A 15,463-nucleotide genomic window follows, 5' to 3' on the forward strand; every position below is an offset into this window, starting at 1 on the left:
TTCACGTGTACGCCGACACCTGCATGAACGCCGACCCAGCCCTCCCGCACCTACTACGACAAGAACGAGCCCGCGGCAAGACCCACACCCAGGCCCTCCTCCGCCTCGCCCGCCAACGCATCAGCGTCCTGTTCGCCATGCTCCGAAACGGCACCTTCTAGGCCCTCGGGGAGGATCGGAACGGCCAATAGCGACATCTGGCCGATCTTGATTCCAGTTCGATGACTCGCCCTGTTTCCGCTGATCAGGGCCCCTACGTTCCGGGTCATGCCAGTTGAATTTCTCTCTCATGACCAGGTCTCGCGCTACGGCCGGTTCGCTTCGGCTCCGACACCCGGGGAGCTGGAGCAGTTCTTCCGTCTGGACGCGAAGGCGTTGGAGTCGGCGCGGTCGAAGCGGGCGCCGGCGAACCGGCTGGGGTGGGCGGTGCAGTGGGGCTGCGTACGGATGCTCGGGGTGTTCCCCACCGAGGACCTGTCCGTGGTCCCGGAGGTGGTGGTCCGCTTCGCTGCCGAACAGCTGGGTGTCGATCCGGGCGAGTTCGCCGCGTACGGAGCCCGGCGGCAGAACCGGTACGAGCACGCATGGGAGATCCGGGACGCCTACGCGTACCGGGAGTCCCCGGCGGCGGAGGCGCAGGTGCGGGAGTTTCTGGCGACGCGGGTGTGGGCGTCGTGGGAGGGGCCGCGGGCGTTGTTCGACCGGGCGGTGGGGTGGCTGGTGGACAACCGCGTGCTGCTGCCGGGGATTACGACGCTGACCCGGCTGGTGGCCGAGGTCCGCGCGCAGGAGAACGCTGCGTTGTACCGGACGCTGGATGAGGCGGTGCCCGAGAAGCTGCGGCAGTCGATGCGGGATCTGCTGAAGGTCCCGGAGGGCAGACGGGTCTCGGAGCTGGAGCGGCTGCGGAGATCCCCGATGGGGGTGTCGGGGTCGGCGGACAGGCTGGCGTTCAGCGAGCGGATCCGGATGGAAGCAGTCGCAATGTTCACCGCTGGGCCGGGCAGCACGGACATCGCGAAGGAGTTACGGGTCAGCGTCCAGTCGGTCCAGCGGTGGCGTTCAGGCCTGGCGGGAGACCGGCCAGGACGGGGTGCGGTCCCGCAGCCCGTCTCGGTCGAGCTGAGCGAGACCCTGTTCGCCGCGCTCGATGAGGAACGGGCCAAGGGCTTCGCTCCCTCATGGACAATACGTTACCTTCACCACGATTTCCCCATTTTTGGACAGAGGTATGCCTATAAATGGTCACAGGGCTGCTTGCACTCCTTCGGGCGATCAGCGCAGGGATACAGAGACCAGTGACATGGGAGAAGCTTTGATCACGCTGTGTACACGAAGCACCAGGCTGGCGGCTACGGCCGGCGTACTCGGCGGTGTACTCGCAGTCACGGCCCTCGGCGGTACGAGCAACGCTGCGACCAGCGGCAACGGTGCAGGGAACCACCCGACATCGCAGGCGAGGATAAATCAGGCGGGCGCCCAGGAAGCCTCCGACGCCCGCATCGAGATCACGCCCGGGCAAGGCACCTACAGCGTCGGGACCAACCACCCGGTCAGTGTCACCGTCACCAGCGGCAAGCTCACCAAGGTGACCATGACCGCCGTCGCGACCGGTGCCGAGATCCCGGGCACTCTGTCCACGGACGGCACCTCCTGGAAGCCAAACGGCCGGCTGGAGCGTGCCACCAAGTATCAGATCGCCGCAGAGGCTGGGGACGTCAAGGGCCGCTCCACCACCGGTAGCGCCACGATCACCACTGTCTCCCCGGCCAACGACTTCATCGGGCACCTCTCCCCCGAGGACGGCTCGACCGTCGGCGTGGCCATGCCGGTGACGGTCAACTTCGACAAGGCGATCAGCGACAAGGCGGCAGTGCAGTCGGAGATCCGGGTCAGCTCCAGCAGCGGCCAGCGGGTCGTCGGTCACTGGTTCAACGACCACCGCGTGGACTTCCGCCCCGAGAATTACTGGAGGCCCGGCTCCACCGTCACCGTTACGCTCAACCGCCACGGCATCCAGAAGACGGTCACGTTCAAGATCGGCCGGAGCCAGATCAGCACCGTGGACGCCAAGACGAAGCAGATGACCGTCGTCCGGGACGGCAAGACGATCAAGACCATCCCGATCTCGTCAGGCAGCCCTGAGCACCCGACGTACAACGGTCAGATGGTGATCTCCGAAAAGTTCAGGCAGATCCATATGAATGGTGCGAGCGTCGGCCTCACGGAGAAGAACGGCAAGCCCTCGTACGACATCAAGGCCGTACCGCACGCCATGCGCCTGACCGACTCGGGCACGTTCATCCATGGCAACTACTGGGGTACCGACTCTGTCTTCGGCGAGGCCAACACCAGCCACGGCTGCGTAGGCCTGAAGGATGTTCGAGGCGACAGCCACGGCAGGCAGCCCGCCGCGTGGTTCTTCGACCACTCGATAGTCGGTGACGTCGTGATCGTCAAGAACTCCGAGGAGAAGACCATGTTGGCCCCTGACAACGGCCTCAGCGATTGGAACATGTCGTGGAGCGAGTGGGTCGCGGGCAGCCCAGCCACCTGACACCACGTCACCTCCACGCAGCCGAACCGGCATCCCTTCCGCCAGGCGGTGGCCGACACCATGTCGGCCACCGCCTGCGGCGTCAGGACGCTTGAACAGCCCTCGGCCCGGGGGCCCCGCACCTGGTACGCGGGGAATGGGTAAGCCGGGTTCAGCGCGCGGCACGGAGAAGCGGACCGGTGGCAACACCGGCATCGCACTCAGTGTCGACTCAACAGGCACCCTCCCCGCAGGCGGCCGGTTGGTCGCCGCGCACACTGGATCAGATCAAGAGGAAGGCTGGGAGGGGGCGCCGCTCGGCCTCGTGCAACGTGACCAGCCCGGCACCTGCGGGCAGCCGCAAGCGCCGAAGCCGGTCACTCCGGTTGGCGCTCTGGGCCCCCGCAGTGAGGACTGTTCGGTCCGCCTCGGCGCGGATGGAGCTGAGGTAGGAGCCGTCGTCCAGAACTTGGAGCCCGGGCACGGCCGCGCTGCTGCGGAGGCGCCACAGCAGGTCGGCGCCGGTGGCGCGGGCGGTCTGCCACAGCTCGAAGCCGTAAAAGCCCTGATCGGCCAGCAGGAGCTTCCCCTCCCCGAGCTGGGGGAACAGCTGCCGGGACAGCTCTGCTCGCCCGCCGACAGCGGGTCCGATGACAGCCCCGAACACCGCATGGGTGCCGCATTCCGCCAGTGCCACCACCCTCGCCTGCGCGAACGCGCTCTCCCCGCGGCCGCCGGCCTGGCGGCCGAAGAACTCTTCGTTGGCCCATGTCCGCCACATCCAGCGTCGTGCCGTCCACCGCGACCAGACGCCAGTGCCGGTACTCGGCACGCCGTCTCGGGCACAGCCACCGGCCGGCACACCCGGGCGAGCAACGCCTTCAACGGCTCCACGCCCAGCCGCCGACGAGCCCGCCCGATCACGGCGCCCGCCACGACCACCGGGCCTCGCCCAGCAGCCGGGCGACCTCTTCGTATCCCTGGCCGAAGAACAGGCACCTCGCGAGGATGAAGTACACCACCACCGCGCCGACAGCAGACTGCGCTGTTCGACCCAGCCGGTCTCGGCGATCAGAACGCCCCGCCGAGGCCGCAGACCGCGCGGTCCCCGGACACTGGGAAGGCGATTTGATCATCGGGACGGGGCGCTCCGCGATCGGCACGCTGGTCGAGCGCAGCAGCCGCTCCACGCTCCTGGTGCACCTGCCCCGGCTCGAGGGCTGGGGTGAGAATCCGCCCGTGAAGAACGGCACCTCACTTGGGGGCTATGGCGCGATCGCGATGAACACAGCGCTCACCGCCTCGATGACGCAGCTGCCCGAGCAGCTACGCAAAACCCTCACCTGGGACCGCGGGAAGGAACTCTCCGGCCATGCCCAGTTCGCCCTCGACACCGGGACGAAGGTGTTCTTCGCCGATCCCCACTCGCCCTGGCAACGACCGACGAACGAGAACACGAACGGGCTGCTGCGTCAGTACTTCCCGAAGGGCACCGATCTCTCCCGGTGGTCGTCCACGGACCTCGAAGCCGTCGCCATGGCGATCAACAACCGGCCCCGCAAGACCCTCGGTTGGCGGACGCCAGCCGAGGTCTTCGAAGAGCAGCTACGCTCGCTGCAACAGCCCGGTGTTGCAACGACCAATTGAACTCGCCCAGTACACATCCGTGAAGCTGACAACTGGCCTTGTGAGAGCGGGAGTTGAGGCATCTATGGGCTCGGTCGGGGATTCGTACGATAACGCCCTCGCGGAGAACCTTTGGATGCTCATCAAAACCGAGTGCATCCGTGGGCGCACCTTCACCACCCGCGCCGAGGCCAACCTCGCGCTCTTCGAGTACATCGACGGCTTCTATAACTCCCGGCGCATCCAGAAGCGGCTCGGCTACCTCAGCCCCGTCGAGTTCGAGGAGAAGCACTACGCCGACCAGGCAACGGCCGAACGAACGAACCTGAAACCCCGTCAACCCGCCCTGGCCAGCTGATCAGCACCTCCCGCACACCGGGGGAAGCTCACGGCGGCCATGAGGTCGGTCATGGCGATGTGGGTCATGGCTTCGGAGTGGACGCGCAGGGTCTTGTAGTCGCGGGCAAGTCGACGGTTGAGCATGAGCCAGCCGTAGGTCCGCTCGACTGCCCAGCGTTTCGGGATCAAGTCCGGGGCTTGCGTTGATTTCCATGTCGATGCCGAGGGTGGCGGCGTGGTCGACGAGGTGCTGACGGTAGCCGCCGTCGACCCACCCCTTGCGGATGCCGGGGTGTTCGGCCGCGACCTGGTCCAGGAGTCTGGTGCCAGCGACGGAGTCCTGCACGCTCGCCGCTGTGACCAGCACGGATGGCATCCTCGAGAGGGCTGTGCCTGGGCTTTCACCCCTGCTGCACGAGTGCCTCGCATCCGCGGTCGAGCGATGCCATGAACTCGCGGTTGGCCGCACGGGCAGCGGCAAGGTCGTCGTCGCGTTCCTGGACCTTCAGCTCGGGACGAATCACCTTCTGTTCGAGGGCGGCGATCCAGGCCTTGAGCTGCTCGGGGTCGTCAGGGCCGCCGATGCCGAACTCGCGGCAGACCTCAGCGGAGCGCTCTGCTCAGGCGCAGTTCAGGTCGGCGGACCTGGGCTGCGAGCCGTGCGGAACGGGCTTCGGCGGCTGCGCGGTCGGCCTTCAGCGAAGCGCGGTCGGCCCGTGCGTGACCGCCGACGGGTGACTCGGCGGCCTGGGCATGGACTCAGGTGGCTTCGTTCACTTTCGTCAGCAGCGTGGACCAATGAGCTCGAGCAACGCTTGGTAATCAACGGGCCGACAGATGTTCACGCGAAATGACCGCACATCCAGCGCGTGGCGGACCGAGGCCGCTACCGCAGTGTGTCGACCCCGTAGAAGCCGGTCAGCTTCTGCGGGGTGACCACCGCATCTGCCCCACGCCCAGGAGAACCAGTCCAGAGAGCAGCAGCACGTTCATGCTGAAGAATCGGATCTCCCAGGACGGACTCGGCACGATTCCGAAGTAGAACAAGCCCTGCACAGTGCAGGGCGTGCCCACCAACAGTCCTCCAAGTCCATAGACCCGCGGTCGGGCGACATGGCGGCGCGCCCACGACAACGTCCACCCCGTGCGGATCGACACAGTTCCCAGGGCGATCGCCAGCACGCCCAGGACCATCCCAAGTCCAACGAACCAATCCACGGCCACCCCTCCGGCTTGCGAACATGCCCACCCGGGGCCGCGTCGCCGCGCAAACGGTACACCTGCCGTGTCTCGCGAGTTCAGTGCAGTTGTGCGGGTAGTCAGTCCGATGCCGGATGGTGGGGTGTCGGTTCATCGGCCTCGGCCTGTTGAAAGGTGCTGTACAGCAGCCCGAGTGAGGGGACGAGCAGGACGGCACCGCAGGCCAGGACGATCAGGCACGCAGACAGGACGGCAGGCTGGGAGGCGGCCTCGTCCAGGGTGAGGCTGCCCACCAGCATGGCCGGGTATTGGGCCGCGCCCCAGGCTGCACCAGAGGATCGCCGCGACTGCAAGTGCGGCCGCTGCCTGGGCCGCCACGTATTGTTGTTTCCCCAACTGCCCGACGACGAGGTGACCCCGCGCTGGCCCGCAACTTCGCGCGCCGAGCGACGCTCAGCGGGCTGGCCGGGCGGCCGGCTCTCCCTGACCAGCAGAACTCCGGCCACCTTCACCCTGCTGGTCCCGGTCCACGGAGCCGACTCCGAGGCCGACGCCTCGACCGAGTAAGGACGCACCCCGGCAGCTCTACGACCCGTGTGGTGCTCGCCGCGGCAGTGCGGTCCGCGGCAGCAGGCGGGGCCATGCCGGTGGTCACCAATGGGGTGGTGCTCTCGCGGTCCCCATAAACACAGCGCACTGCGCTCGCTTCGCGCTGTCGAGCATGCGAGACGACTTCGCCCGCGCCACCGCGATCTGAGCGGTGGCAAAAGCACCGCTCCGACTCAGGTCACTGGATGCCGGTGGCTCGGGTCACCATGCGTTGATGGCTGGCGCGTCGGGTTCGTGCTGCCGCCACGCCTCGTTGAGGCGCGCGAGCCGGTCCGCGGCGGCGATGCCGCGCAGGGACGCGACCTTGCCGTCGCTGACTTCGAACGCCACGGCGCCCACGACCCGGTCGTCGACCACGGCGAGGACGGCCGGGGAGCCGTTGACCAGCGCGATATAGAACGCGGGCGAGCCGCCGGCCAGCCGGCGCTTCGCCGGCGTGGGCTTGAAGCCGGCCCGCACGTAGGAGGCGACCCGCTCGCGCGTCTTGTAGTGCAGCAGCCGCTTGCTCAGTCCGGCGCCGTCCGAGACCGCCGTCACGTCGTCGGTGAGCAGCGCCACCAGCCGTTCGGTGCGCCCCGACGTGGCGGCGGCGAGGAACTCCTCGACGACCCGGCGCGCGGACGCGGGGTCGGTCTCGCTGCCTCGGCGGCGCTCGGCGGCGACCCGGATCCGGGCCCGGTGGACGTGCTGCTGGCTCGCGGACTCGGTGATGTCGAGGATCCCGGCGATCTCGGCGTGGCTGTACGAGAAGGCCTCACGCAGAACGTAGACGGCCCGCTCGACCGGCGAGAGGCGCTCCAAGAGGGTCAGTACGGCCAAGGACACCGATTCGCGCTGCTCGAAGGTGTCGGCCGGGCCGAGCATCGGGTCGCTATCGAGGAGCGGCTCGGGCAGCCAGGCACCGGCCGCCTGCTCGTGGCGCGCCTGCGCCGAGCGGAGCCGGTCGAGGCAGAGATTGGTGACGACCTTGGTCAGCCACGCCTCCGGCACCTCAACCCGTTCGCGGTATGGGGCCTGCCAGCGCAGGAACGTGTCCTGCACGGCGTCCTCGGCGTCGGCGGCCGAGCCGAGCAGACGGTACGCGAGCGAGGCCAGCCGGCCCTGGCTAGCCTCGAACCGATCGATGGCTGCGATGTCCATGCGGAGCAGCCTAGGCGGCGACCTTCACACCGGCCCGGTCAGGCGCGGTGGCCAGGCGGCGCTTGCGCTTCGGCATGCCGAAGGTCGGGTGGGCGATGCTCCACCCGGCGCCCTTGAGCACGCCCGACTTGAGCCGCGCGGCGGTCCGGCCGCCCAGGTACCAGGGCTTCGACCGGCCGTCCCCGTCCACCATCTGGAAGATCGCGTCCCGCCGCCCGAGGCTGATGTGGTTGCCGTGGTACTTCAGCCCGGTGGTCGGGACCTCACTACCCGTCAGGCGCGCGATGATCGCGGCGGTTGCCTGCATGTTGGTGAAGCCGGCCGAGGCGCAGGACATCGGCAGCGGCCGGCCGTTGTCGCCGATCGCGTAGGCGCAGTCACCGGCGGCGTAGACGTCCGGGTGCGAGACCGAGCGCATGGTGCGGTCGACGACGATCTGGCCGGTCTCGGCGACCTCCAGGCCGCTGGCGGCCGCCATGGGGTGCACGGCGAACCCGGCCGACCACATGGTCACGTCGGCCGGGATGGACGTACCGTCGGCGGCGATCGCCCGTGTCGGCTCCACGGCTTCGATGCCGGTGTGCTCGTGGACGGTGATGCCGAGCCGGTCGAACGCCTGGCGCAGGTGACGGCGGGCCTTCGGGGAGAGCCAGGCGCCCAGCTCGCCGCGGGCGGCGAGGGCGACCGAGAGGTCGGGCCGGGACTCGGCGAACTCGGTGGCGCTCTCGATGCCGGTCAGCCCCTCACCGACGACCAGCACGGTGCCGCCCTCGCCCAGGCCGGCCAGGCGCTCGCGCAGACGCAGCGCCGAGGACCGGCCGGTCACATCGAAGGCGTACTCGGCCACGCCGGGGACGCCATGGTGGGCGACGGAGCTGCCGAGCGCGTAGAGAAGCGTGTCGTAGGCGAGCTCGCCGTCGCCGTCCTCGCCGGTCACGGCGACGGTCCTGCGGTCGGGGTCGACGCCGGTGACGCGCGCCAGGCGCAGCCGCACCCCGGTGCTCGCGAATACGTCGGCGAGGTTGCAGAACGCGAGGTCCTGGCCGATCGCGAGCTGGTGGAGCCGCATCCGCTCAACGAAGTCGGGCACGGCGTTGACGACGGTGATCTCGGTGTCGGCGGGGGAGAGTCGGCGGGCCAGGTTTCCGGCGGCGAAGGCCCCAGCGTATCCGGCGCCGAGTACGACGATGCGGTGCTTCATGGCGTTGCTCCTGTCTCGTTCGCGTGCCCCTTGAACGAGACGGCGTCCCGATTGCTGACAGGAGCCGGGTGTGACGCGGGTCACCGAACTGAGACGTGCGGATGAGCCTCCGACAGGCGCTCGGCCACACATCTGCCGTTTGAGCATCTTGATCCGGTCGCGTGTCCTTCGACGACGCCGGAGCTCTAGGTGCTCGGCGCGGAGCCGGGCCGCTGGGCGTCGTTGCGCTCGATGCGGCCGGTGCCGTGCCGGGCGGAGGTGCGGCCGGACTGGACCAGGGTGCGAGCCAGCTCGACCGGTTCGGCCCCCCACCAGGACGTACGCCCTGGGATCTGTTCGGGATCGGCATACGGGACGGCGATGTGCCGGGGTGCGCCGAGCCCGAAGCCCGCCTGTAACAGGGCGTGCGCGTCCTCGTCGCTCGCACAGGAGGTGAACCAGTCGGCGTGGTGGCGCAGCTGGCTCTCCCGGCTCACCCCGCCACGGCGCGCCTCGGTGACGCGGCGCAGCAGGGCAAGGACGGAGCGGATCGCGGTGACGGTGGCGTCCTGCAGCATGTAGTCCCGTGGCCACGTACTCCCGTGACCACACCGGTCAGCGACTCCCGTACGACAGAAGCTGTTTCGACCGCGCCGTAGACCCAGGCCGGTCCTGCTCCCCGCATTAGCCCGTACTACAACCAGGGTCGTCGCATTCCCCTCCAACGTGCCGTCGAGGGGAGGTCGGTGGACAGGGTGTAGACGGCGGCCTCGAGGTTCTCCAACAGCGGTTCGGTGGTGTGCCTTACTTGTTCCGATGCCCGCCGGGCAGCATCTCCTGCACCTTCGCCTTGAAGCCCTGCTTCACCACGCCCGCCCGGTCGCTGTCACCCTCGAGGATCGCGGTGGCCGCCGCTTCGATCTGCTCCAGCGTGGCGTGCGGCGGGATCGGTGGCACCGCCGGGTCCGTGCGGAAGTCGAGCACGAATGGCCGGTCGCAAGCCAGCGCCTGGCGCCACGCACTCTCCACGTCGCCCGGCTTCTCCACCCGCACGCCGCCCAGGCCGAGGGAGCGTGCGAAGTCCGCGTACGGCACCTCCGGAAGCGACTGCGAGGGCAGGAATTGCGGTGCCCCGGACATGGCGCGCATCTCCCAGGTGACCTGGTTGAGGTCCTGGTTGTTGAGGACGAAAGTGGTCGGAGATCGCCAGTGGCTCGAAGCCAGTCCGCTCGGCCGCGCGGGCCTAGGAGAGCAGTTCGGCCGGAGTGAACTCCTCGGAGGAGAGGAAGTAGCCGTACGTCGCCATGCGTCGCCGTTCCAGGAACTGGTCGCGCGGTCTCGGGTCCTGCTGTGGGTGGCGGGTACCCGCCCGAGGCTGAGCCGAACGGGGGGCACAGTACGGACTCGCGTCGCGGCGTCGTGCCGCAGTCCATGCGACAACCGAGCGTGAGGCCCGCATCGCCGCGTTTCGCCGGCTCCCTTGCTACAACAGCCGACGCCTTCATTCCCGGCTCGGACAACGCAGTCCGATCGCCTACGAAACGCCCTGGGCTGCTGTACCGCTGGATGAAACCGACCGGTCGGACCACCCCGTGGATGTGAGAAGCCGGGAGGAGCGGGATTCCTCACGTCCACGGGGCGTGGAGCATCGGTGGCTCCATGGACCGTCGGTCGTGTCCGAGCTGGTTTCGGGTCAGACCTGCCCGCGCCAGGCGCCGCTTTCCTGGCCCCGATTTTCGATGAAGGACTTGAACCGCTTCAGGTCCTCGGAGACTTGGTGCTTCACCACGCCAAGCTTGTCCCCGACGGCGTCGACGACACCCTTGGAGTCGTGGTCCATTTGCAGCATGACCTTGGTGCGCCGGTCGTCCAGTCGGTGGAAGGTGACCACGCCCGCTTGGTGTACATCACCGCCGACCGTCGTCCATGACACCTGTTCGTCCGGGATCTGTTCGACGATTTCCGCATCGAACTCCCTGGTCACGCCGCCTACCTTCGTCACCCAGTGGGTGAGCGTCGCGGTCTGCTGTTCAATCCGCTCCACACCACCCATGAACTGCGGGAACTCCTCGAATTGCGTCCACTGGTTGTACGCGGTGCTGACGGGTACGGCGACCTCGATGGATTCCTCGACCTTGGACACAGCACTCCTCAAGTTTGGGGACGCTTACCTGAATCCGCCGCGTACCCCGCAGGCATACACGTACACGTGGCCACCCTCGGTACCCGGCCCGCACGGTCGCTCGGTTGAGCGTTTTTGCCGTGCGGGCCCGACAGCAACGGAGTGGGCATGGCACAGCGCAGTGTTCGGAATCTCCGTCGCTGAACCGCCGCCGGAGAAATCGACCGGCACGAGGGTGCGGGGAGCCGCTCCTCCTCGCCCGAAAGGCTGCTTCGAGGGGGCAGCTCTGTCTGGGCCCACCGCCACCGCAGGGATATTCCGCTGTCCTGACCGGTAAAGAGAGATCGGGGGGGCCGCCCCAGCACGCTCTTTGCGCCGGGGAACGTGCTCCCGACTGGCTACGCTTGAGACGCAGAGCCTCCTGGTGGCAACCAGGCTGGACTTCATGGCCGAAGTGCGTCGCACGCGCGCAAGGAAGTACTCGACGCCATCCGGCCGCCGCGCATCGTCCACCGCGGACCCATACACGCCGTGCGCGCAGCCCACCACAGTCTGCAGGAACTGACCGATGCGTCCAGCCAGGTGGTGCAACGGATCAAGGCTGGTGAGCGCGCGGGTATCTGCTCGGGGCGTGCACCCGTCGGCGCGACTGCTCCCTGAATGATCAGGGCTCACCGCCGCTCGAGCTCTGATTTTGTCGAACGAGGGGACTTCGAGGAACACCTTCGATGACCTGCGCTCCTGGCGGGCATCGAGCTGGGTGGTTCTTCGTTGCGGATGCCGGTCAGGCGGAGGACCTCGATCGTGGATCGTGGCGAAGGCCCCAACGCTTCCTCTACTTCTCGAGCTTCTCGACCGTTCGCTGAATGATCCGGCGGGCAGCCCAGAAACCGAACATCGCTCGGGGCGATGGAGGCCGGTCATGCGCATTGACTTGCTAAGCGTTCAGCCAGTCTCCTAGGGTGAACGCCACACGTTGGAGGTCGCCATGTCAGAGCGCCACGAACCCCGCCACGAACCCGCCGGACAGACCCGTCCGCGGCTGGTGCCCCTCCCCGAGGAGCACTGGGATGCAAGGACCCGGAAGCTGTTGGCCGGCGCAGCCCACGACCCCGGAGGGCGGATCCCGAACATCTTCACGACACTGGTGCGCCATCCCGATCTCTACGAGCAGTTCATGCCCTTCGGAGGCCAGTTGCTCCGCAGGGGCCGACTACCAGCGAGGCTCCGAGAACTGCTGATCCTGCGCACCTCCTGCAACACCGGCACCCGGTACGAGTGGGGACGGCACCTTACGCTGGCCAAGGCCGCGGGCGTCACGGATGGGGACATCAACCGCATCACCGAGGGACCGGAAGCGCCCGGCTGGACGGACCTCGAGAGGCACCTGATCCGGGCGGCGGACGAGCTGAACAGCGGTGCAACACTGTCCGACGCCACCTGGGAGGCGCTGACCGAACACTTCGGCGACGCCGAGCTGATCGAGATCGTCATGCTGGTGGGGCAGTACCACATGGTGGCCTTCTTCCTGAACGCCACCGGTGTGGAATTGGACCCCGGTTTCGACAGCACAGGCTTCACGGAAGGGGACCGGAACCATGGGTGAAGGACACCCGGAGCAGGCGGCCCCTCGGCTGGCCGGCCGCAAAGTGCTGGTGGTCGGTGCGGGCACCCGCCCCGACGGCGACCCGCGGGCACCCGTCGGCAACGGCCGGGCGATCGCCGTGCTCGCCGCCCGTGAGGGCGCCGACGTGGCATGTGCCGACGTGGCCGCCCCGGCCGCCGCCGCGACCGCCGAACTGGTCCACTCGGAGGGGGCATTGAGCGTGGCCGTCGTGGGTGACGCGACGGATGCCAAGCAGTCGGCCGCCATGGTCGCCGAGGCGGTCCGCCGTCTGGGCGGACTGGATGCGCTCGTGGTCAACGTCGGAGTCGGTCTCGGCACCGGGCTGGATGGCTCATCACCCGAGGACTGGGACCAGGTGCTCTCGCTGAATCTGCGTGCGCCCTTTCTGGCCGCCAAGCACGCCCTGCCGGCGATGGCCGACGGAGGCGCCGTCGTCTTCATCGGATCGGTCGCAGGACTGCGCGCCGCCACGAACTCGCCGGCCTACGACAGTTCCAAGGCCGGCCTGTTCGGCCTCACCCGCCATGTCGCCAAAGAGGGCGGGGCGCGCCGGATCCGCGCCAACCTGGTCGTCCCCGGTCTGATCGACACCCCCATGGGACGACAGGCCTCGGCCCAACGGGCCTCCAGGACCGCCTCGTTCGAGCGCATCCCGTTGGGCCGCCAGGGCACCGCCTGGGAGGTCGCGGAGGCCGTCGCGTTCCTGCTCTCCGACCGCGCCTCCTACATCACGGGCCAGAGCCTGGTGGTGGACGGCGGACTCAGCGCCGTATGACGCACGGCGCCCCGGCCCCCGGCCGGCCACCGCCCAACCCGGGCGCGGTCGACCGGGGGCTCAGTCGGCGCCCCGCGTGGCCGTGAGTCCGAGCACCAGCGTCTCGCGGGCAGCCCGTGCGATGTCCACCAGACGGGTTCGGGCGGAGTCCAGTTGATACTGAAGGAGCACGCCGCGGGCGATGCTCTCCACCAGGAACGCCTGCGCGACCACGTCCACGTCCGGGCGGATGCTCCCATCCGCGATCCCCCGCCTGAGGTCCTCCTCGACGCCGGTGCGCACGAGACTGAGATGCTCGGCCATCAAGTCCTTCATCCCGTCGGCGCTGCCGACCGCCTCGACGAGGAGCACCAGCAACGCCCGCGCCCGCACCCCCGGCTCCGGCTCCGCCAGCCGGGCGAAGAGCTGGTCGAGCTTGGCCAAAACTGATTCGAGCCCGTTCATCCGGGCGTACCCGGGCTGCGACCGGAGCAGGTCGATGAACGTCTCACGAATGTCGGCGACCACGGCTTCGACGAGCCCGGCCTTGGACATGAAGTGGTAGTTGACCATGCCCCGGCTGACTCCGGCACGGTCGCCGACCTTCTTCACCGTCAGGCCGCGGTAGCCCTCCTCCGCGAGGATCTCCAGTGCCGCGTTCAGGAGCCTTCGGCGGGAGGCCTCTCGCTGGTCATCGCGCTTGGTCGGGGGGCGTCGGGCCGCCACGGTTGGTTCGCTCATCGGACCTGCAGTATGCCATCGACGGGGCGGCCCTCTGGCCTGTGGCGACCGCGCCAGTGGTCCTGCCGCTACCTCAAGCGGACGGTAACCGCCTCGGCCGTCGTCGTGGCCGACGCCCATGGCACTCAAGCAGCTGCCGCTCCGTACAGCCGCGCCACCTCCATTCGGCCATTCTCCCCGTCGGTCGTGGACACACGGCGTTCTGAATGGAACGCTCGCTCCAGACCGCGGGCGGTCTCACGTGGCACAGTCCGTCGGCCCACGCCGACCGCGTTCCTCGCACGAGCCGCACATCGCGCACCACACGAAGTCCTCGCGGCAGCCGAGTCCCGGCACGCCCATGCCTCGCGTGAAAGGTGCACCGCATGAAGGTCAGAGCCATCCCGACAGCAGTCACCGCCGCTCTCCTTGTCACTGCGGCGCATCCCGCCGCCGGTGCCGCCGCCCCCGCCGAAGCCGTGCCGACGAGGTTCACCGTCGACACCACATCCGACGCGGTGGACGCCGACCCGTCGGACGGCCGGTGCCGCACCGCGTCCGGCACGTGCAGCCTGCGCGCCGCGGTGATGGCCGCCAACTCCCGGCCGGGCAGCACGATCGCGCTGCCTTCCGGCCGCTACCGGCTGACGATCCCGCCTGACCCCCGGCTGATCACCGGCGACCATCCCGACCCGACCACTGGCGACTTGAACGTCGACGCGCCCACCACGATTACCGGCGCCGGTGCGCGGGCTACCGTCATCGACGCCAACCACCTGGACCGGGCCTTCCGCCTGCGGGCGGACACCCGTATGTCCGATGTGACGATCACGGGGGGAGAGGCAAGGCAGCGGGAACTTCCCTTCACCGACACCGGGGGCGGCGGCATCGCCAACGAACGGCATCTGACGCTGCGTCGGGTCGCGGTGACCGGGAATTCCGCCGGCTATGGGGGCGGCGTCTTCAACGTCCCGGACTCCCACCTGGATCTCGTCGACAGCACGGTCAGCGGGAACGCCGCCGGAGAGGCCGGAGGCATCAGGTTCGACGACAGCGGCACTGTGACGAACTCGACGATCGCCGGCAACCGCGTGACGGACCCCGGCGACCGCCCCGGCAGCCTCGGCGGCTACGGCGGAGGCATCGACATCCGCGGACTGGGAACCGTGGAAATCCTCGACTCGACCATCACGGGGAACCGTTCCAGCCACCACGGGGGCGGAATCAACATCGCCCCCGCCTACCTCGACAGCCTGCCCGCACCGATCCCCGACATCGTCGATCTGCCTCTTGGACGTCTGGTCCTGCGCAACTCCATCGTCGCGGGCAACACCGCCGACTGCGCGAAGGCCTTCGCCATCATCGCGTCTCGAGGCCACAACATCGACGGCGACGGCAGCTGCCGGCTGACCGCCACGGGCGATCTGCCCCGCCGTGACCCGCTGGTGGGGCCGCTCGCGGACAACGGCGGCCCCACAGACACCACGGCGCTGCTGCCGGGCAGCCCCGCCCTCGACGCGGCCGACGGCTGCCCAGCCACCGATCAGCGCGGCGTCGCCCGCCCCCAGGGCACCGCCTGCGACATCGGCGCCTACGAGTACACGCCATGA

Annotated in this window: 15 protein-coding genes and 3 pseudogenes; 8 read left to right on the forward strand and 10 right to left on the reverse strand. The window is 68.8% G+C overall.

Translation table 11 applies throughout. The features are described 5' to 3' along the window. The first annotated feature begins 267 nt into the window (after positions 1 to 267). Positions 268 to 1,302, forward strand: coding sequence for a DUF4158 domain-containing protein (locus SAVERM_RS02610; protein WP_010981857.1), 1,035 nt, complete (start codon positions 268 to 270; stop codon positions 1,300 to 1,302). A 1-nt stretch (position 1,303) separates the two neighbouring features. Then, on the forward strand, positions 1,304 to 2,557 hold the full coding sequence (locus SAVERM_RS02615; protein WP_010981858.1) for a L,D-transpeptidase: 1,254 nt from the start codon (positions 1,304 to 1,306) through the stop codon (positions 2,555 to 2,557). Between the two features lie 262 nt (positions 2,558 to 2,819). On the opposite strand, the gene SAVERM_RS02620 is transcribed toward SAVERM_RS02615, so the two are convergent. Together SAVERM_RS02620 and SAVERM_RS43565 are read right to left on the reverse strand one after the other, a co-directional pair. Beyond that, positions 2,820 to 3,317, reverse strand: a complete 498-nt coding sequence (locus SAVERM_RS02620) for a hypothetical protein (RefSeq protein WP_052082445.1) — start codon at positions 3,315 to 3,317, stop codon at positions 2,820 to 2,822. Positions 3,318 to 3,456: 139 nt separating this feature from the next. Beyond that, positions 3,457 to 3,561: a transposase domain-containing protein gene (locus tag SAVERM_RS43565; RefSeq protein ID WP_174879194.1), complete on the reverse strand. Its 105-nt coding sequence runs from the start codon at positions 3,559 to 3,561 to the stop codon at positions 3,457 to 3,459. A gap of 46 nt (positions 3,562 to 3,607) precedes the next feature. On the opposite strand from SAVERM_RS43565, the pseudogene SAVERM_RS02625 reads away from it, so the two are divergent. Together SAVERM_RS02625 and SAVERM_RS02630 are read left to right on the forward strand one after the other, a co-directional pair. Then, positions 3,608 to 4,183: pseudogene (locus SAVERM_RS02625) on the forward strand (IS30 family transposase); the annotation flags it as partial. Between the two features lie 40 nt (positions 4,184 to 4,223). Further along, complete coding sequence (locus SAVERM_RS02630) at positions 4,224 to 4,520, forward strand: IS3 family transposase (protein WP_255253777.1); 297 nt, start codon at positions 4,224 to 4,226, stop codon at positions 4,518 to 4,520. Here SAVERM_RS02630 and SAVERM_RS45465 read toward each other — a convergent pair. Continuing rightward, positions 4,499 to 4,871 (reverse strand): annotated as a pseudogene (locus tag SAVERM_RS45465) (transposase family protein); the annotation flags it as partial. The gene SAVERM_RS02630 and the pseudogene SAVERM_RS45465 overlap by 22 nt on opposite strands. A 949-nt stretch (positions 4,872 to 5,820) precedes the next feature. Then, positions 5,821 to 6,000: a hypothetical protein gene (locus SAVERM_RS39360; protein ID WP_037652164.1), complete on the reverse strand. Its 180-nt coding sequence runs from the start codon at positions 5,998 to 6,000 to the stop codon at positions 5,821 to 5,823. Positions 6,001 to 6,085: 85 nt separating this feature from the next. On the opposite strand from SAVERM_RS39360, the gene SAVERM_RS42990 reads away from it, so the two are divergent. Beyond that, entirely contained in the window at positions 6,086 to 6,268 is a 183-nt protein-coding gene (locus SAVERM_RS42990; protein WP_137951517.1) for a hypothetical protein, read from the forward strand. Between the two features lie 243 nt (positions 6,269 to 6,511). Here SAVERM_RS42990 and SAVERM_RS02650 read toward each other — a convergent pair whose 3' ends face one another. The 5 genes and pseudogenes from SAVERM_RS02650 to SAVERM_RS02670 form a co-directional block, all read right to left on the reverse strand. Beyond that, positions 6,512 to 7,450 (reverse strand): sigma-70 family RNA polymerase sigma factor, encoded by a 939-nt coding sequence (locus SAVERM_RS02650; RefSeq protein WP_010981862.1) that lies wholly within the window; start codon positions 7,448 to 7,450, stop codon positions 6,512 to 6,514. A gap of 10 nt (positions 7,451 to 7,460) precedes the next feature. Further along, complete coding sequence (locus tag SAVERM_RS02655) at positions 7,461 to 8,651, reverse strand: NAD(P)/FAD-dependent oxidoreductase (protein ID WP_010981863.1); 1,191 nt, start codon at positions 8,649 to 8,651, stop codon at positions 7,461 to 7,463. A gap of 185 nt (positions 8,652 to 8,836) precedes the next feature. Next, the gene (locus tag SAVERM_RS02660) at positions 8,837 to 9,208 is read right to left on the reverse strand and encodes a DUF2397 family protein (RefSeq protein WP_010981864.1); all 372 of its coding nucleotides are present in this window, start codon (positions 9,206 to 9,208) and stop codon (positions 8,837 to 8,839) included. 226 nt (positions 9,209 to 9,434) lie between these two features. Further along, positions 9,435 to 9,818, reverse strand: a pseudogene (locus SAVERM_RS02665) (thiamine pyrophosphate-dependent enzyme); the annotation flags it as partial. A 505-nt stretch (positions 9,819 to 10,323) separates the two neighbouring features. Beyond that, positions 10,324 to 10,773, reverse strand: a complete 450-nt coding sequence (locus tag SAVERM_RS02670; RefSeq protein WP_037652168.1) for an SRPBCC family protein — start codon at positions 10,771 to 10,773, stop codon at positions 10,324 to 10,326. A gap of 967 nt (positions 10,774 to 11,740) precedes the next feature. Between SAVERM_RS02670 and SAVERM_RS02675 the strand changes: the two genes are divergently transcribed. Then, positions 11,741 to 12,358 (forward strand): carboxymuconolactone decarboxylase family protein, encoded by a 618-nt coding sequence (locus SAVERM_RS02675; protein ID WP_010981867.1) that lies wholly within the window; start codon positions 11,741 to 11,743, stop codon positions 12,356 to 12,358. Further along, positions 12,351 to 13,154 (forward strand): SDR family NAD(P)-dependent oxidoreductase, encoded by an 804-nt coding sequence (locus SAVERM_RS02680; RefSeq protein WP_010981868.1) that lies wholly within the window; start codon positions 12,351 to 12,353, stop codon positions 13,152 to 13,154. Before SAVERM_RS02675 ends, SAVERM_RS02680 begins: the two co-directional genes overlap by 8 nt. A gap of 60 nt (positions 13,155 to 13,214) precedes the next feature. On the opposite strand, the gene SAVERM_RS02685 is transcribed toward SAVERM_RS02680, so the two are convergent. Continuing rightward, complete coding sequence (locus SAVERM_RS02685) at positions 13,215 to 13,874, reverse strand: TetR/AcrR family transcriptional regulator (protein WP_037652170.1); 660 nt, start codon at positions 13,872 to 13,874, stop codon at positions 13,215 to 13,217. Between the two features lie 365 nt (positions 13,875 to 14,239). Here SAVERM_RS02685 and SAVERM_RS02690 point away from each other — a divergent pair, with 365 nt between their 5' ends. After that, positions 14,240 to 15,463: a choice-of-anchor Q domain-containing protein gene (locus tag SAVERM_RS02690; protein ID WP_037652172.1), complete on the forward strand. Its 1,224-nt coding sequence runs from the start codon at positions 14,240 to 14,242 to the stop codon at positions 15,461 to 15,463.

It is taken from the genome of Streptomyces avermitilis MA-4680 = NBRC 14893 (genome assembly GCF_000009765.2).
GTDB lineage: Bacteria > Actinomycetota > Actinomycetes > Streptomycetales > Streptomycetaceae > Streptomyces > Streptomyces avermitilis.